17 protein-coding genes are annotated in these 17161 nt (G+C 74.8%); 3 read left to right on the top strand and 14 right to left on the bottom strand.

The genetic code is table 11. From position 1 onward, the window contains the following. Positions 1-76 precede the first annotated feature (76 nt). The 8 genes from ACQP26_RS23645 to pepN all read right to left on the bottom strand — a co-directional run bounded on the left by ACQP26_RS23645 (position 77) and on the right by pepN (position 9793). The gene (locus ACQP26_RS23645) at positions 77-2428 is read right to left on the bottom strand and encodes a ComEC/Rec2 family competence protein (protein ID WP_433496188.1); all 2352 of its coding nucleotides are present in this window, start codon (positions 2426-2428) and stop codon (positions 77-79) included. A 68-nt stretch (positions 2429-2496) separates the two neighbouring features. Continuing rightward, the gene (locus tag ACQP26_RS23650; RefSeq protein ID WP_433496189.1) at positions 2497-3318 is read right to left on the bottom strand and encodes a helix-hairpin-helix domain-containing protein; all 822 of its coding nucleotides are present in this window, start codon (positions 3316-3318) and stop codon (positions 2497-2499) included. A gap of 449 nt (positions 3319-3767) precedes the next feature. Further along, a complete protein-coding gene (locus ACQP26_RS23655) occupies positions 3768-4544 on the bottom strand; it encodes an SDR family NAD(P)-dependent oxidoreductase (RefSeq protein WP_433494031.1) in 777 nt (258 codons plus the stop codon). A 9-nt stretch (positions 4545-4553) separates the two neighbouring features. Further along, entirely contained in the window at positions 4554-5408 is an 855-nt protein-coding gene (locus tag ACQP26_RS23660) for a DegV family protein (protein ID WP_269704573.1), read from the bottom strand. Between the two features lie 48 nt (positions 5409-5456). Next, entirely contained in the window at positions 5457-6086 is a 630-nt protein-coding gene (locus tag ACQP26_RS23665) for a histidine phosphatase family protein (protein WP_281576998.1), read from the bottom strand. Beyond that, complete coding sequence (gene rsfS, locus ACQP26_RS23670) at positions 6083-6487, bottom strand: ribosome silencing factor (protein ID WP_013287996.1); 405 nt, start codon at positions 6485-6487, stop codon at positions 6083-6085. Before rsfS ends, ACQP26_RS23665 begins: the two co-directional genes overlap by 4 nt. A 110-nt stretch (positions 6488-6597) precedes the next feature. Further along, positions 6598-7194 carry a nicotinate-nucleotide adenylyltransferase gene (gene nadD / locus ACQP26_RS23675; RefSeq protein ID WP_013475510.1) on the bottom strand — a complete coding sequence of 199 codons (597 nt, stop codon included), beginning with the start codon at positions 7192-7194 and terminating at the stop codon, positions 6598-6600. Between the two features lie 82 nt (positions 7195-7276). Further along, a complete protein-coding gene (gene pepN / locus ACQP26_RS23680; protein ID WP_433494032.1) occupies positions 7277-9793 on the bottom strand; it encodes an aminopeptidase N in 2517 nt (838 codons plus the stop codon). 66 nt (positions 9794-9859) lie between these two features. Between pepN and ACQP26_RS23685 the strand changes: the two genes are divergently transcribed. Then, positions 9860-10078 (top strand): DUF397 domain-containing protein, encoded by a 219-nt coding sequence (locus ACQP26_RS23685; protein ID WP_013287999.1) that lies wholly within the window; start codon positions 9860-9862, stop codon positions 10076-10078. 7 nt (positions 10079-10085) lie between these two features. Here the strand turns inward: ACQP26_RS23685 and ACQP26_RS23690 are convergent, their stop codons facing one another. Beyond that, on the bottom strand, positions 10086-10472 hold the full coding sequence (locus ACQP26_RS23690; RefSeq protein ID WP_433494033.1) for a hypothetical protein: 387 nt from the start codon (positions 10470-10472) through the stop codon (positions 10086-10088). A gap of 238 nt (positions 10473-10710) precedes the next feature. Here ACQP26_RS23690 and ACQP26_RS23695 point away from each other — a divergent pair, with 238 nt between their 5' ends. Beyond that, entirely contained in the window at positions 10711-11991 is a 1281-nt protein-coding gene (locus ACQP26_RS23695) for a cytochrome P450 (RefSeq protein ID WP_433494034.1), read from the top strand. Positions 11992-12012: 21 nt separating this feature from the next. Here the strand turns inward: ACQP26_RS23695 and ACQP26_RS23700 are convergent, their stop codons facing one another. Further along, the gene (locus tag ACQP26_RS23700) at positions 12013-13191 is read right to left on the bottom strand and encodes a zinc-dependent alcohol dehydrogenase (protein WP_433494035.1); all 1179 of its coding nucleotides are present in this window, start codon (positions 13189-13191) and stop codon (positions 12013-12015) included. Next, positions 13188-13826, bottom strand: a complete 639-nt coding sequence (locus ACQP26_RS23705) for an SRPBCC family protein (RefSeq protein WP_433494036.1) — start codon at positions 13824-13826, stop codon at positions 13188-13190. Before ACQP26_RS23705 ends, ACQP26_RS23700 begins: the two co-directional genes overlap by 4 nt. 122 nt (positions 13827-13948) lie before the next feature. Here ACQP26_RS23705 and ACQP26_RS23710 point away from each other — a divergent pair, with 122 nt between their 5' ends. Next, positions 13949-15037, top strand: a complete 1089-nt coding sequence (locus ACQP26_RS23710; protein ID WP_433494037.1) for a glycosyltransferase — start codon at positions 13949-13951, stop codon at positions 15035-15037. 65 nt (positions 15038-15102) lie between these two features. Here the strand turns inward: ACQP26_RS23710 and ACQP26_RS23715 are convergent, their stop codons facing one another. The 3 genes from ACQP26_RS23715 to ACQP26_RS23725 are packed head-to-tail and all read right to left on the bottom strand — an operon-like array spanning position 15103 to position 17007. Then, positions 15103-15741: a DUF3618 domain-containing protein gene (locus ACQP26_RS23715; protein WP_433494038.1), complete on the bottom strand. Its 639-nt coding sequence runs from the start codon at positions 15739-15741 to the stop codon at positions 15103-15105. Next, positions 15738-16190 carry a phage holin family protein gene (locus ACQP26_RS23720; protein WP_120573620.1) on the bottom strand — a complete coding sequence of 151 codons (453 nt, stop codon included), beginning with the start codon at positions 16188-16190 and terminating at the stop codon, positions 15738-15740. Before ACQP26_RS23720 ends, ACQP26_RS23715 begins: the two co-directional genes overlap by 4 nt. A 31-nt stretch (positions 16191-16221) precedes the next feature. Further along, entirely contained in the window at positions 16222-17007 is a 786-nt protein-coding gene (locus ACQP26_RS23725; RefSeq protein WP_433494039.1) for a hypothetical protein, read from the bottom strand. Between the last annotated feature and the right edge of the window lie 154 nt (positions 17008-17161).

The following is a 17161-nucleotide window of genomic DNA, read 5'->3' on the forward strand; positions in this document are numbered from 1 at the left end:
CTGTGACGGCGCAGCCCGCACACAGCGCAAATCCAGACATTTGCCTTGATCTACCATCTACCGCGACAAGATCCCCCTATCGCTGCGGCCCGTTGTCGGCGCCGCGCTTCACCACGGCGAGACCGGCGCCCGCCCGGACCGCGGCGACGTCCCCGTCGGTGTCGGTACGCAGCACCCGCGCCCCGCCCCGGGTCAGCCGGTCCAGCAACCCGGCGTTCGGATGCCCGTAGTCGTTGTCGACGCCCACACTCACCAGCGCCACGGCCGGACGTACCGCGCCCAGGAACTCCGGATCCTGGTACGCCGAGCCGTGGTGGGCGACCTTCAACACGTCGGCCCGGATCCCGGCGGCCGGCGTCGTCTCCAGCATCGCCCGCTGCTCCTCCGTCTCGGCGTCGCCGGTGAGCAGGATCCGTACCCCGCCCACGGTGGCGGCCAGCACCAGTGAGTTGTTGTTCGGGTCGGACCGACTGCCCCGCAGCGGGTACGGCGGCCCGACCGCCACCAGGTCCACCGCGCCCGTCCGCCACCGCCAGCCCGCCTGCACCGCGGCGAGCGGCGCACCGGCCCGGCGGGCCGCCTCGCGGACCTGGGCGGCGCCGTAGGGCGGCTCGGACCAGGGCGGACCCACCACCGCACCCACCCGCCGCCCTCGGAACACTCCGGCCACGCCGCCCACGTGGTCGACGTGAAAGTGGCTGACCACCAGCAGCGGCACCTCCCGTACGCGGAGGCGGCGCAGGCAGGCGTCCACGCCGGACGGCTCCGGGCCGGCGTCGACCACGACAGCCCGGCCGGCGGCGATCGGCAGCACCACCGCGTCGCCCTGCCCCACCGCGCACGCCACCACCACCCAGCCGCGCGGCGGCCAGCCGGAGGCGAACAGCCGGACCGGCACCGCACCGAGCACCACCGCCACCACGACGACCACGACCAGTCGCCGTGCCCGGCGTCGCCGGAAGGCGAGCAGCAGCCCCACGCTCACCGCCGCCAGCAGCAGGGCCCCTGCCACCCCGCCCGCCCACGGCAGGTTCCCGGCGGGCAGGTCCGCCCCGTGCCCGGCCACCGCCACCAGCCAGCGCGCCGGCCAACTCGCCAGCCAGGCCAGGAACTCCGCGCCACCCGGCCACACCGGCGACAGCACCGCCGCCAGTACGCCGAGCACAGTGGCCGGTGCGACGGCCGGCACCGCCAGCAGATTCGCCGGTACCGCCACCAGGCTCACCGTCGCCGACAGCCCGGCGACCACCGGACCGCAGGCCAGCTGCGCGGATGCCGGCACCGCGAGCGCCTCGGCCAGCCCGGCCGGTACGCCGCGGCGCCGCAGCGCGTCCCGCCAGCCGGGCGCGAGCAGCAGCAGTCCTCCGGTGGCGCACACCGACAGCGCGAAACCCGGGTCGCCCGCCAGGTCCGGGTCGTACAGGACCAGCCCGGTGACCGCTGCGGCGAGCGCGGGCAGCGCCGACCGGGACCGCCCGGCGGCGAGCGCCGCGAGCCCGATCGCGCCCATCGCGGCGGCACGCACCACGCTCGGCGAGGGCCGCACCAGGATGACGAACCCGACGAGCGCGAGGACGCACAGCACGGCGGCAGTACGGGGACCGGCACGCGCCCACCGGGCCAGCAGCAGCACCGCCCCGACGACGATCGCCACGTTGGAGCCGGACACCGCGTTGAGGTGGGTCATCCCGGTGGCTCGAAAGTCCTCCTCCACCTCCGGCAGCAGCCGGCTGGTGTCGCCCACCACGAGGCCGGGCAACAGCCCGCCCGACGCGTCCGGCAGCGGCTCGCAGGCCCGTTGCAGCCCGGCGCGCAGCACGCCCGCGGCCCGTTGCGGCCACGACGCGGCGCCGCGCAACGTGGGCGGGTCGGCGGTGGAGAGCACGGCGGCGGTCAGGTCGCCCCCGCGCGGTGCGGACAGTCGCCCCCGGCTCGTCACCCGCTGCCCGGGCAGCAGTGGACGCCAGGCCGGGTCGGTGGCGAGCACCAGCGCGCGTACCGGGCCGGTGACGCGAGCGCCGTCGGGGCCGGTGAGCCGGATCAGGTCCACGCGGACGAGCAGCATCGGTTGCCGGCCGGGCGCACCGCGTACCGGGCGGGGATCGTCGCGCAACAGCAGCTCGGCGATGACCAGGGCGCGATCGGCGACGAGCGCGCGGACCGGGGCGGCGTCGCGGACCGCGACCCGGGCGCCGGTAGCCGCCGCCCCGCAGAGCACGCCGAGCAGCACGGCGACCGCGATCCAGCCGTAGCGGCGGACCGTCGCACCCGGCCGGCCGAGCACGCCGCACAGGTGCAGGCCCGCGAGCAGGGCGAGCGCGGCGGCGACGATGGCCAGCCACACGCTCACACCGACGCTGAGGTGCAGCCCGGCCAGCGCGGCGAGCCAGGCCGCCACCGCCAGCCCGGCCAGCCGCAGGTCGGGCACGTCGCGGCCGGCCGCCTCCCCGTCGAGAGCCGCGCGAAGGCCGTGACCGCGCGGCCCGCGTCGGACGGTCACACCGTCACCAGTTCCTTGAGCTGCTCGTACCGGGCGTCGCCGATGCCGTCGACCTGGCGCAGGTCGGACACCGAGCGGAACCCGCCGTTGCGGTCCCGGTGGTCGAGGATCCGCTGGGCGAGCACCGGCCCTACGCCCGGCAGCGCGTCGAGCTGGGCCAGCGTGGCGGTGTTCAGGTTGACCGGACCGGCCGGTGCCGCCGAACCGCCCGGCGCAGCGCCACCGGCCGCCGGGCCGGGCGCGGCCTGGCCGGGTGGGGCGGTGACGCCGACCAGGATCAGCTCGCCGTCGGTGACCTTGCGGGCGGGATTCAGCAGGGCGGTGTCGACGCCGGGCAGCGCACCGCCCGCCGCCTCGATCGCGTCGGCCACTCGCGCACCGGCCGGCAGGCGGACGAGGCCGGGGCGGCGGACCTTGCCGGCCAGCGCGACGACCACCTGACCGGGTGTGCCGGCCGGCGCGGGCACCCCGGGAACCGCTTCGGTCGCCGCGCTCACCGGCGCCTCGGCGGACGCCGCGACCGGCTGGACGGGCTCGGCGCTGGGACGGGAGCGCCACGCCCAGACGGCGGCCACTGTGACCACCACTGCCGCCACCGCCGCGAGCGCGCGTACGCCCCGGCGGCCGGGATCGAACGCCCCGGGACCGGGTAGCCGGGACGCCAGGCTGCGCTCGGCTGCCGGCGGGTCGTCGAGCCCGTGCCCGTCGGCGTCCGGTTCGGCGGAGGCCGGATCAACTCCGAACGGATGCTCCCGCCCGCCGTACCGCTCCGGGAGGCCAGGGCGCAGGCCGAAACCCGGCTCGATCTCGTCCGGCACCGGCCCGAGCCGGCCTCGGACATCCGGCCCAGCCCCGCCAGCGGCGTGCCCAAAGGCCGCAACGGAACCGCCGTTGAAGATCGGCCCGGCTTTGTCAGGCCAAGGGCCGGAGTCCGCTCCGGACCGGGAAAGCCCGGACCGCCGGGAGGGCCGCGCCGCCCGGCCGCCCTGCGCGCCGAGATCCGGGCCGAGCTGGGCCTCGCCGGCGCGATGGCCGGCCTCGCCCGAGCGGTCGGCGGGGAACGGCGGGACGGCGGCGGCGTCCTCGAACCCGGACAGCCGGGCGAGCCGCCGCCGTACCGTCGTCTCCTCGTCGTCTGGCACGGCTCCGGACGCTACGGCGACGGCTCGTCAACCGTCGGCCGGTGAAGCCTCACCTGTGGACGACGCGGGCACTGTGGACGGCGACCCGATCAAGCCCTGACTGTGCTAGGGCCTGGAGGCGAAGCTCAGCGCGCCTCCGGGTCCAGGCCGAGCGCGGCCCGGCCCCCGTCGACCGGCACGGTCGCGCCGTTGACGAACGAGGCGCGCTCGGAGAGCAGGAACGCGACCACCTCGGCCACCTCGTCGGTACGCCCGATCCGGCCGACCGGATGCAGCCGGGCCATCTCCGCGTCGACGTGCGCCACCCCGGCCGGGTCGAGCCCGGCGAGGTAGGCGGCGTGCCGTTCGGTGTGGACGGAGCCGAGCGCCACCGCGTTGGCGCGGATCCCGCGGGGACCGTAGTCGACGGCGAGCGCCCGGGTCAGCCCTTCCAGCGCGGCCTTGGCGGTCGCGTACGGCAGGGCGCCCGGCACCGCCCGGCGGGCCTGGTGGGACGACACGTTGACGATCGCGCCGCCGGACCCGGCGGCCAGGAAGCGGCGTACGGCGGTGCCGGCCCCGGCCACGGCGGGGCGCAGGTTGAGCGTGATCAGGTCGACGACCTCGGCCGCGGGCGCGCGGTGCAGGTCGGCGTCGCGGAAGACGGCGGCGTTGTTGACCCAGCCGGCCAGCGGCGCGGACGCCTCGGCGCGGTCGGCGGCCCGGCCGGTGACCGCCTCGTCGCCGGCGTCCCCAGTCACGGCGTGCAGCCGGTCGGCCAACGGATGCCGGGCCAGCCAGTCCAGCGCGCCGGTGTCCCGCTCGACCACGACCACAGTGCCGCCATCGGTGGCCAGCCGTTCCACGATCGCCCGCCCGACGCCGCGCCCGCCGCCGGTGACGACGTACGACAGTGGGCTCATCCGGCCACCCTAGGGCGTGCGGCGGTGGACCACCACGCACGCCAGCCCCGGCCCGGCGTGCGCGGCGACCACGGCTCCAGCCTCGGTGACGTACGTGTCGTGCAGGCGGTCGCCCAGCCGCTCGGTCAGCGCCGCCAGCAACTGCTCGGCCCGTTGCGGCGCGGCGAGGTGGTGCACGGCGAGGTCCACCTCGGCGTCACCTGCTGCCTCGACGGCGAGGTCGACCAGGCGTGCCACGCCCCGGCTGGCGGTACGGACCTTGTCCTTAACCACGATCGCGCCATCCGGCATGTGCATGATCGGCTTGACCGAGAGGGCGGTGCCGAGCAGCGCCTCGGCCGCGTTGATCCGGCCGCCCCGGCGCAGGAACTCCAGCGTGTCGACGTAGAAGTAGATGGTGGTCCGGGCGACCGCGTCCAGCGCCGCGTCGCGTACCCCGGTCAGGTCGGCGCCCCGCGCGGCGGCCGCGGCGGCCGCGAGCGCCGGGAAGCCGAGACCCATGCCGGTGGATCGGCTGTCGACGACGGTGACCCGGTCGTCGCCGACCTCGGCGGCGGCGAGCCGGGCGGCCTCGACGGTGCCGGACAGCTCGGCGGACAGGTGCACCGACACCACGCCGTCGGCGCCGTCGGCGAGCAGCGCGCGGTAGACCTGCGCGAACTGTTCCGGCGCGGGCCGGGACGTGCTCACCGAGACCCGCCGGCCGCTCAGCGCCCGGGTGGCGTCGGCCGGGGAGGTCTCGATGCCCTCCAGTCCTTCCGCGCCGTTGAGCACGACGGTCAGCGGGACGACGGTGAGCCCGCGTGCGCGGACCAGGTCGGGGGGCAGGTAGGCGGTGGAGTCGGTGACGACCGCGACGGGCATGACCGGCACGCTAGCCGATGGCGCTGTGAGGTGCCGGGGGCGGAGGTGTCAGACCGCGTCGGTGAGCGCCGGCTGGGTGATCAGCCCGACGTTGTGCGCCCGCAGGTGCCAGCCCCGAACCTCGTCGTGGCGCAGTTCGGTCCAGTGGCAGTTCGCCAGGGAGCCGAGGCTGCGCAGCACGGTGTGGTCCCAGCCGAGCAGGTGCCCGACGCCCTGCCGGGCGCCGCCGCCGTGGGTGGTCACCACGACGGTGCCGCCGGTGGCCAGGTCGGCGGCGTCCTGGAAGCCGGCGCCGAGCCGGGCGCCCAGGTCGCCCAGGGGCTCGATGCCGGCGCCCGGGTCGGGGTCACCGGCCCGCCAGCGGGCGTACTCGTCGGGGAACCGCTCGGCCACCTCGGTCAGGGTGAGGCCCTGCCACTGGCCGAAGTGCCGTTCGCGCAGCCGGGCGTCGGAGCGGACCGGCAGCCCGGTCAGCGCCGCGAGCGCGGCGGCGGTGTCGGCGGCCCGGCGCAGGTCGCTGGCGACGATGGCGTCCGGGCGCAGCGCGGCGAGCACCGGCGCGGCGGCGCGGGCCTGTTCCCGGCCGAGGTCGTTGAGCGGCACGTCGGTCTGCCCCTGGACCCGGCTCGCGGCGTTCCAGTCGGTGTTGCCGTGCCGCCAGATGATCAGGCGGGTCATTCGGCGGTGGCGGTGCCGGCGGCCGAGTCGGCCAGGTCGCGATCGGTGAACGGGATCTGCGGGCAGTCCTTCCAGAGCCGGTCGAGCGCGTAGAACTCGCGCTCCTCGGTGTGCTGGACGTGCACCACGATGTCGACGTAGTCGAGCAGCACCCAGCGACCGCCGCGCTCACCCTCGCGGCGCACCGGCTTGGCCTTCTCCGGCAGCTCGAGCAGGCGCTCCTCGATGGCGTCGACGATGGCGAGCACCTGACGCTCGTTCGGAGCGGCGGCCAGCAGGAACGCGTCGGTGATCGCGAGCTGGTCGCCCACGTCGATGATGACGATGTCCTGTGCCTTCTTGTCGGCCGCGGCCTGGGCGGCGGCCATCGCCAGCTCGTGCGCGCGTTCGGAAACTGTCACCGTTCTCCTTCGATCAACCGTGCGACCCTCCAAGCGTCTCACACCCGGCGGTGCGGCGACTTGTCAGTTCTCGTCGATTTCAGGCATGAACCGGGACGCAAGGGGGCGAATCACCGCTGGTAAAGACGCCGTTTCGCGATGTACTGCACCACACCGTCGGGCACCAGGTACCACACCGGCTCCCCCCGGGCGACCCGCGCGCGGCAGTCGGTCGAGGAGATCGCCATCGCCGGCACCTGCACCAGGCTGACCGAGTCGGCCGGGAGGTGCTTGTCGGTGAGTTCGAAGCCGGGCCGGGTCACGCCGATGAAGTGGGCCAGTTCGAGCGCCTCGTCCAGGTCCTTCCAGGAGAGGATGCGCTCCAGGGCGTCCGCACCGGTGATGAAGAACAGCTGCGCCTTCGGGCCGTACTCGGCGTGCAGGTCGCGCAGCGTGTCGACGGTGTAGGTGGGACCACCCCGGTCGATGTCGACCCGGCTCACCTGGAAACGCGGGTTGGAGGCGGTGGCGATCACCGTCATGAGGTAGCGGTCCTCGGCGGGGGTGACCGCTTCCTCCGCCTTCTGCCACGGTTGCCCGGTCGGCACGAACACGACCTCGTCCAGGCCGAACCTGTCGGCCACCTCGCTCGCCGCCACCAGGTGCCCGTGGTGGATCGGGTCGAACGTGCCACCCATGATCCCGACCCGCCGGATGTCTTCCTCCACCCCGCGATCGTAGGCCGCCCGCCGGACGGCCCCGGGCGGGGTCGGTCACGCCGGGCGGGTGAGCCCCGCCCGGCGTGCCCGGTCAGGCCGCCGCGGCGGCCACCGCCGTCCGGGCCACGAGCGCCCGGCGCATGTCGTCGTCCAGGTCGGTCACCCACCGCCGCAGGCCGGGCGTGAGGTCGTCGCGGGTCAGCAGCGCCGCGGCCATCTCCCGGGTGGTCTGCGCCACGGCGTAGCGGGGGTACGCGGCCACCGTGACCGCGTCGGCCACCCACGCGGTACGCAGACGCGCCGCCATCGGCATGTCGGTGAAGTAGCGCTGCACGTACCCGGCGGTCAGTTCGGCCTGCTCGGGCTGCCAGAAGCCCTCGGCGGTGGCCTCGACCAGCCGGTTGGACAGCTCGGTGCTGCGGGTGACGATCTCCCAGGCGGCCCGCTTCGCGTCGGCGTCGGGCAGCGCGGCCCGACACGCGGCGGCCTGCTCGGCGCCGGTGGAGCTGCGGTCGGCGGCGGCCTCGGCGTCGATTCCCGATGCGCCGGCCGCACCGAGCACCACGAGCCGGCGCAGCACCGCCCAGCGCAGGTCGGTGTCGATCGCCAGCCCTGGCGGCACCCCCTTGCCGGCGAGCCAGCCGGTCAGCATCGCGGTGTCGGTGGTGGCGCCGACCAGACCCCGCGCCGCCGCCAGTTGCAGGGAACCGCCCGCGGGCGCCGAGTCGAGCAGCGCCGCGCAGGCGTTCGCCACCCGCAGCAGCGCCGCGTCCCGGGCGAGCGGGTCGAGGTAGCGGTCGATCAGCCGGCGGCTGAGCAGCAGCACGTCCTCGACGATCGTCACCTCGGTCTCGGCCGGCAGCGCCGCCCCGATCAGCCCGGCGAGCGCGCCGGCCGGCCGTTCCCCGTCGGTGACCGCGTCCAGCGTCTCGGCCCAGAGCAGCGCCCGGGCCAGCGAGTCGTCGAGGCCGGGAAGCAACAGCGGCACCGCGTCCGCCGAGGCCGGATCGAGCCGGATCTTCGCGAACGTCAGGTCACCGGCGTTCGGCAGCACGAGCCCGGTGGCGGGCCGCCCGACCAGCTCCGGCAGCGGAGTGCGGCCACCGTCGGCGTCCGGGTCGAGGTCGACCTCGAACCGGTACGCCGGGCCGTCAGCGATGTGGTGGGCCACGCCGATGCGGTGCGGCCGCAGCACCGGGTGGCTCGCCGGGGCGGTCTGCACGATCGCCACCTCGGTCCACCGCCCGTCGGCGTCCACAGCGGTGTCGACCCGCAGCGTGTTCACCTGCGCGCGGCGCAGCCAGCGTTCCGCCCAGCCGTCCAGGTCGCGGGCGCTCGCCGTACCCAGGGCGGCCAGCAGGTCGGCGAGCGTCGCGTTGCCGAACCGGTGCGCGGCGAAGTGCGCGTTCAGCCCGGCCAGGAACGCCTCGTCACCGAGCCAGGCGACGAGCTGACGCAGCACGCTGGCGCCCTTGGCGTACGAGATGCCGTCGAAGTTGAGCAGCGCCCGCGCGGCGTCGGCCACCTCCTCCGGCGCCACCGGGTGGGTGGAGGGGCGCTGGTCGGCGGTGTAGCCCCAGCCCTTGCGGCGGCTCGCGAACGTGGTCCACGCCCGGTCGAACCGGGTCGCCTCGGCGGTGACCCGGGTGCCCAGGTATTCGGCGAAGGACTCGTTGAGCCACAGGTCGTCCCACCAGCTCATGGTGACCAGGTCGCCGAACCACATGTGCGCCATCTCGTGGGCGATGGTGGTGGCGCGCAGCTCCCGCTGGGTGTCGGTGACGGCGGAGCGGAAGACGTAGTCGTCGCGGATCGTGACCAGGCCCGGGTTCTCCATCGCGCCGGCGTTGAACTCGGGCACGAACGCCTGGTCGTACTTGCCGAACGGGTAGCGCTCGGCGAACAGCTCGTGGAAGCGGTCGAAGCACTGCCGGGTGACGGTGAAGATCTCCTCGGCGTCGGCGTCCAGGTGGGCGGCGAGCGATCGCCGGCAGTAGAGGCCGAGCGGGATGCCGTCGTGCTCGGCGCGCAGCACGTGCCAGGGCCCGGCGATCAGCGAGACGAAGTAGGTCGCGAGCGGCTCGGTGGTGGCGAACTCCCAGCGGCCGGGCGCGGGGCGATCGGCGAGCGCCCCGTTGGCGGCGACCGTCCACTCCGGCGGCGCCGTGACGGTCAGCGTCACCGGCGCCTTCAGGTCGGGCTGGTCGAACGCGGCGAAGATGCGCGGCCCGTCGTCCAGGAAGGACATCGCGTACAGGTACGTCTCGCCGTCGGCCGGGTCGACGAAACGGTGCAGCCCTTCGCCGGTGTTGGAGTAGGCCATCTCGGCCTCGACGGTGAGCGTGTTGTCCTCGGCCAGGCCGGTCAGCGGCAGCCGGTCGCCGGCGAGCAGGGCCGGGTCGAGGTCGCGGCCGTTGAGGCGGGCGGCGAGGAGTCGGCGCGGCTTGACGTCGACGAAGGTCTCGGCGCCGGGGGTGGCCCGGAACCGGATGGTGACGGCGGCGCGGAACCGCTCGGCGTCGCCGGTCAGGTCGAGGTCCACATCGTAGGACTCGACACTGATCGACGCGCGGCGCGCGGTCGCCTCTGCACGGGTGAGGCTCGGCATCCGCTTATCCTGCCCGATGAGGTCCGCTCGGGCCGTCTCGTTACGCATGGCGATGGAGGAACAGCGATGGGTCAGCACCCCAAGGGCGATTTCGACCTCTCCCGGGCGGTTTGGCAGCGGGCTGAGGGCGACACCTCCGAGGGAGCGGTCGAAGTGGCCTTCGTCGATGACCTGATCGGTATGCGCAACTCCGCCGAGCCGGACGGGCCGGTACTGGTCTTCACCCAGGCCGAGTGGGACGCGTTCGTCGCGGGCGCCCAGGACGGCGAGTTCGACCTGGACTGAACGCGCTTCAGTCACCGTCGCCCCAGCCGAGTCCACCCGGACCGGGCGCGTGGTGGAAGCCGGGGTGACCGGCCACGTCGGCGCAGCGCTCGCCGTCGGGCCCGGAGGCGTCGCAGAACAGCCGCTCGGCGCGGTGCCAGGCGTCCGCCGGGGACAGCGCCGCCGCGCCGAGTGCCAGCTCCGGGCGGAGCAGGCCGAGTGCTTCGGCGTACGCCACGGCGTGCTCCCGCGCGACGGCGGGGTCGGCGGCGGCGAAGCCCAGGTGCACGGTGAAGTAGCGCGGAGGGCGGCCCTCGGGGCGCCGGGGCCCGCCGATCAGCGGCCCGTCGCGGCCGTCGCCGCGCAGCCCGGCCACTGCCTCGCGGTGCCGTCGCACCGCCCTGTCGTCACGCATCAGTGCCCTCCCCCGTCGTCGGTGACCGCCGCCGGACGCCGCGCCGGCGGGCGGCGGGCCGGTCACCGCCGGTCCGCGAACCCGAGGAAACCAGCTTTTCCGCCCCCGGGGAGGGGCCAGCACCGCCCCGCGTGGCCGGCCCCTCCCCCGAAGGGCCCGAGCTGCTGAGATGGAGGGTTCGGCCGCGCCGCGCCGGGTAGGTAGGCAACGCCGCCGAACCGCATCAGGAGCAGCCGAGATGAGCACCATGCCGAGCGACCGGAGCCCGGACAGCACGATTGCGTTTCTCCGGGAGGGCTACCGCTTCGTCGGCTCCCGCTGCGACCGCCTCGGCACCGACGTCTTCCAGACCCGGCTGCTGCTGGAACCGACCATCTGCCTGCGCGGCCGGGAGGCCGCCGAGCTGTTCTACGACGAGGAGCGGTTCGTCCGGCGCGGCGCCATGCCGATGCGCGGGCAGCGCACGCTCACCGGCGTCGGCGGCGTACAGGGCCTCGACGGGCAGGCCCATCTGGTCCGCAAGGCGATGTTCATGTCGATCATGACGCCGGCCGCGATCCGCCGCCTCGGGGAGATCTTCGACGAGCAGTGGCGGGCCCGGATCCCCGACTGGGCCGAGGGCGGCCCGGTGGTGCTCTACGACGAGGTGGGAAAGATCCTGACCCGTACGGTCTGGGCCTGGGCCGGGGTGCCGCCGGCCGAGGCCGACGTGCCGCGCCGCACCGCCGAGATGCACGCGATGATCGAGGCACCGGCCGCGCTGGGCCCCCGGCACTGGCGCGGACGGCTCGGCCGCTACCGCGCGCAACGCTGGGCCGGCGAGCTGATCGAGCGGGTACGCGCCGGCGCGGTGCCCGCTCCGGAGGGCAGCGCGCTGGCGGTGGTGGCCGGGCACCGGGACGAGTGGGGTCTGCCGCTTCCCCGCCGGATCGCCGCTGTGGAGCTGCTGAACGTGCTTCGTCCCACCGTGGCGGTGGACCGGTACGTGGTCTTCGCCGCGCTGGCGCTGCACGACCACCCGCACTGGCGGGACCGCCTGCCCGGCGACGACGCCGCGACCGAGCAGTTCGTGCAGGAGGTACGGCGCTACTACCCGTTCTTCCCGGTCGCCGCGGCGCGGGTCCGCCGCTCGTTCCAGTGGCGGGGGTACGCGTTCCCGCAGGGCCGGCGGGTGCTGCTCGACCTGTACGGCACGAACCACCACCCCGACGTGTGGCCCGAGCCGGAGCAGTTCCGCCCCGAGCGCTTCGCCGGGTGGCGCGACGACCCGTTCGGCCTGGTCCCGCAGGGCGGCGGCGACCACTTCACCGGCCACCGCTGCGCCGGTGAGTGGATCACGATCGAGCTGATGAAGCGGGCCGTGTCGAACCTGACCGGCGCGATGAGCTACCGCGTACCGCCGCAGGACCTGGCGCTCGACCTCGGCGCCATGCCGGCGTTGCCGCCCGGCGGGCTGCTGCTCGACGGGGTACGCCCGCTCGACGGGGCACGCCCGGGCGGGGTACGCCCGCCGCGCTGAACGGGCGCACCCCCGGACGGGTCAGGCGGCCTGCGGGTGCAGCACGGTACGCAGGCAGCCGTCCTCCTTCTTCTCGAAGATCTCGTAGCCCCGGGCGCCCTGCTCCAGCGACATCGGGTGGGTGGCCAGGTAGCCGGGGTCGATCTCGCCGGCCGCGACCCGGTCCAGCAGCATCGGGATGTAGCGCTGGGCGTGCATCTGTCCCATCCGCAGCACCAGGGCCTTGTTCATGGCCGCGCCGAGCGGGAACTTGTCCACCAGGCCGCCGTACACGCCGACGATGCTCACCGTGCCGCCCTTGCGGGCCGCCATGATCGCCTGCCGGACCGAGGTGGGGCGGTCGGTCTGCGCGCGTACCGTCTGCTTGGCCTTGTCGTACGCGTACGCCGGGCCGACGTCGTGCGACTCCATGCCGACGGCCTCGATGCAGGCGTCCGGGCCGCGCCCGGCGGTCATCTCCCGCAGCGCCTCCAGCACGTCGGTCTCCGCGTAGTTGATCGTCTCCACGCCGAGGCGCTGCGCCGCGGTGGCGAGCCGTTCCGGCAGCCGGTCGATGACCACGACCCGCTCGGCGCCGAGGATCTGCGCGGACCGGGCCGCCATCTGGCCGACGCCACCGGCGCCCCAGACAGCGACCACCTCGCCGCCCTTGAGATCGCAGAAGTCGGCGGCCATCCAGCCGGTCGGCATGGCGTCCGAGGCGAACACCACCGAGTCGTCCGGCACCCCGTCCGGCACGGTGAACGCGCCGACATCGCCGAAGGGCACCCGGATGTACTCGGCGTGGCTGCCCGCGTAGCCGCCCGCCGCGTGCGAGTAGCCGAGGATGCCGGCCGGCGAGTGGCCCCACAGCTTCTCGGTGAAGACCGGCTGCGGGTTGGAGTTGTCGCAGAGCGAGAACTGCTCGGTGCGGCAGTACCAGCACGAGCCGCAGGCCACCACCGAGCCGACCACCACCCGGTCGCCGACGGAGATGCGCCGCACGTCCGGGCCGATCTCGACCACCTCGCCCATGAACTCGTGGCCGAGGATGTCACCCTCGCGCATCGCCGGCAGGTAACCGTTGATCAGGTGCAGGTCGGAGCCGCAGACGCTGCTCGCGCGCACCTTGACGATGATGTCGCCGCCGGACCTGATGGTCGGCTCCGGCACGTCCCGCACGGCCAGCTTGCCGACGCCCTCCCAGCACAACGCCCTCACGGTCGCCCTCCCGCCATCAGCTTCTCGCGTACCTTGTCCGTCGCCCGTTCCTGGCGCGGGCTGCGCCCGGACGGGTCGTGCCGGGTGTCGAGCACCTGGCCGGTCTCGACCAGCGACTTGATCCGGCGCAGCGCCGTGCGCAGTCCCAGGTCCGGGTCGCTGCCGCCGACGAGGCCGGCCGCCCGCCGGATCGGCCCGGAACGCCACCGCAGCTCGGCCCGGATCTCGGTGCCCCGGTTCTGGGGGGCGGCGGCCAGTTCGACCCGGCCGCGCTGGGCGACCGGCCCGTCGGTGACCCGCCAGCTCAACCGGCCCGGCCCGTCGACGGTGATCTCGGCCCGCCACTCGGTGCCGCCGCCGGCCGGGTCGGCTGCCACACAGCGCCACCGGTTCGCGTCGAGCTGCTCCAGCGTGGCCCACTCGGCCAGCCCTCGGTCGAGCCGTTCCCGGTCGGTCCAGAACCCGATCACCTCGTCCACCGGCCGGTTCACGGTGATCCCGCGGCGCACCACGTACCAGCCGTCCTCCCGGTCGGGTTGGTGCCGGTGCCGCCGACGGGCCACCGTCCGGGTGACTCCGAGCGCGGCCACCGCGGCAGCGCCGGCCAGCGTCCATCTCGTCGCGTTGCTGGGCATCACGTCTCCCTCCGACTCGGACCGTCCGTATCCGGCTGCGCTACCCGACACAGCCCGCCCGAAACGGTTTCAGCAGCCGCATTCCGGGCAAGTCGCGTCACCCCGACCCGAAGGGAGGCGACGTGACCCGACCGACCGCCGCGCAGCCGCGCGACCAGGCCGCCGCGTCCGCGCCGGTCCGGCTCCCGATGGCGTACGTCCTGCCGCTGCGCGCCCGCGACGACGAGGGCCTGGACGAGCTGACCGGGTACCTGCGCGAGCTGAGCCGCTGGGTCGACGTGGTGGTGGTGGACGGATCGGCGCCGGAGCTGTTCGCCCGGCACGCCGACGCCTGGCGCGGGCTGGTGCGGCACGTACCGCCGGACCCGGCGCTGCGCGGTCGCAACGGCAAGGTGCTCGGCGTGCTCACCGGCGTCGCGCTGGCCCGGCACGAGCACGTGGTGATCGCCGACGACGACGTCCGGTACGACCGGCCGGCCCTGTGCGCGGTGCACCAGATGCTGGACGGGGTGGACCTGGTCCGGCCGCAGAACCACTTCGACCCGCTGCCCTGGCACGCCTGGTGGGACACCGGCCGGACGCTGCTGGCCCGCGTGGTCGGCGGCGACTGGCCGGGCACGGTCGCGGTGCGGCGGAGCACGTTCCTGGCGATGGGCGGCTACGACCCCGACGTGCTCTTCGAGAACCTGGAACTGGTCCGGACCGTGCGCGCGTACGGCGGCAGCACGGCCACTCCGGCGTGGCTGTACGTGCGGCGACTCCCGCCCACCGCCGCGCACTTCCTCGGGCAGCGCGTCCGCCAGGCGTACGACGAGACGGCCCGGCCGGGGTGGCTGCTGGCCGCGCTGGCGGTGCTGCCGGCGACGGCCGTCGCGCTCGCCACCCGCCGGACCGGGCTGCTGCTGCGGGCCGGGCTGGCGACCGTCGCGGTGGCGGAGCTGGGCCGGCGACGGGCGGGCGGTGCCCGCGTCTTCCCGGCGCACACGAGCCTGGCCGCGCCCGCCTGGGTGCTGGAGCGCGGCCTGTGCGCCTGGCTGGCGGTGGGCCGGCGGCTGCGCGGCGGGGTGCCCTACGCGGGCGCCCGGCTGCGGACGGCGGCCAACTCCACACGGGTTCTCCGCCGGCGGATGACCCGGCGCCGCCCCGACGACCTGGTGCTCTGGGTGGAGACCGGAGCCGTGCCCCCACCACCGCTGCGCGCCGAGGTGTAAGGAAGGGCCCCTTTTTATCGCCTGGGCGATAAAAAGGGGCCCTTCCTTACCGCAGGCGCGGACCTTCAGGACCGCACCTGCTCGGCGCTGTGCCGGACGTCCTGGGCGGCGGCCCGGCCGTCGTCCTTGACCGTGTGCGCGGCGTCCTGCGCGGTGGCCTTCACCGACTCGGCGGCGTGCTGCGCCGGCTCGCGCAGCTCCTCCTTCAGCTCACCGGCGACCTCGCCCAGCTTCTCCTTCACCACCCCGCCGTGCTCGGCGGCCTTCTCCTTGACCTGCGCGGCGACCTGCTGCTCGCGGCGGGTGGCCGGGATCAGCGAGGAGACCAGCATGCCGACACCGAAGGCGATCACCCCGGCGGCGATCGGGTTGCCCTCGGACTTGCGCCGCACCACCTCCGGCGCCCGGTGCGCGGCGTCGCTCACCGTGGCGGCGGCGGACTGTGCCCTGTCGCCCACCGTGGACGCCATCGAGGAGGCGTGGTCGCCCACCGAGTGGGCGGCGTTGCCGGTGCTGTGGCCGAGGTCCGATGCGGTTCCCATCACCTTGTCCTTCACGTTCGTCAGCGCGCTGCGGACGCGCTGCTTGCGGTCGTCGACGATGCGGCTCGGGCTGACCTTGTACGCCAGGGCGTCCACGTCCGAGCTGAGGTTGTTGCGGGTGGCTTCGATCTCGCGGCGGATCTGCTCGGGATCGGTGCTCATCGGGTCACTCCCTCCGGGTGCGGCTTGAGCGCGTCGGGAATGCGCTGCACGCTGTCGTTGGTCTGCTTCAGGCCGCGGATCCGCTCGGCGTTCTTCTTGCCCATCGAGTACAGGACCGCCGCGACAGCGGCCCAGATGACGGCCACGATCAGCGCGGCCAGCCCGGAGTCCATGACGTTGTCGAGGAACTGCCAGATCGCGATCGAGACGAAGAGCGCCACCATGTAGCCGCCGAAACCGGCGCCGCCGAACAGTCCGGCGGCCTTGCCCGCCTTCTTGCCCTCCTGGCGGATCTCCGCCTTGGCCAGCTCGACCTCCTGGCGCATCAGCGTGGACAGGTCCGTGGTGACCTGACGCATCAGGTCGCCGATCGAGCTGCTCCGCACCTCGTCGGCGTGGGGCGGGGCGCCCGCCGCCTGATAGCCGGGGTCCTGCGTGGGTACGGTCATGCCGTCGCCTCCCTTCTGCCGGTGCGGCCGGTCACGGGCGGGGAGCGCCGGTCGACGGGACACCCGGCAGCGGGTCGGTGCGCTCCGGCGGCGGCAGCGGCTGACCGGTGCCACCCGCCGGGTCGGCCCAGGTGTTCGGGGCGCCGCCGGTCGGGTAGGTCGCGCCCGGCGCGGAGTAGCCCGGGTCCGGCTCGGCGTAGCTGCCCGGCGTCGGGTCGAGGTAGCCGCCCGGCGGCACCTGGTCCGGCACCTCACGCGCGGTCGGGATGACGGCGGTACGGTCCGGGTCGTACGCCGGCCGCGCCGCGCTGTCGTCGCCGAGCGCGGTGATGTTGCGGGTGAGCCGTCCAGCGACCACGCCCAGCAGCGCCGCGCCGACGAGGAACGTGCCGGGGTTGCGGCGGGCGTAGTTCTTCACCTCGTGGAGCAGGTCGCCCGGCTCGCGCTGCTCCAGCCAGCCGGCCACGCCGTGCACCCGCTCGGCCGCCTGGTGGGCCAGCTCGGTGACCGGCCCGGAGCCACCGCCCTGCTGCGCCATGGTGCGCATCTCGTCGGCGAGGGAGCGCAGTCCGCTGGCGGCGCGCTGCTGCTGCTGACCGGCCTGCGCGGTGACCTGGCTGCGGGTCTCGCTGTAGAGGTCGCGGGCCTGCCGCTTGGCCTCGCCCACCACCTCCCGGCCCTGCTCCTTGGCGGTCTGCGCCACGGCGCCGCCCGCGTTCGCGGCGTCGGAGCCGACCTGGCGGGCCTGGTCCCGTACACCGCCACCACCGTTCGTCGACTGGTACGTGGCCGAACTGGGGGAAAGATCCTGAGTCATGATGTCCCTTCCGCTCGTGTCTTCCCAGCGGTTGTCTTCGGGGGGTACGCGGATTTGTTTCCGCGTGACAATCGCCCTACCCCGGGTCGGCGCCTCCATGCCTGATTCGTGAATTCTCTGCGGAAGCGCCCCACCCCGGTCAGACAATGGGGTG

Origin of the sequence: Micromonospora sp. CA-248089, assembly GCF_050948515.1 — a bacterium.
Lineage (GTDB): Bacteria > Actinomycetota > Actinomycetes > Mycobacteriales > Micromonosporaceae > Micromonospora.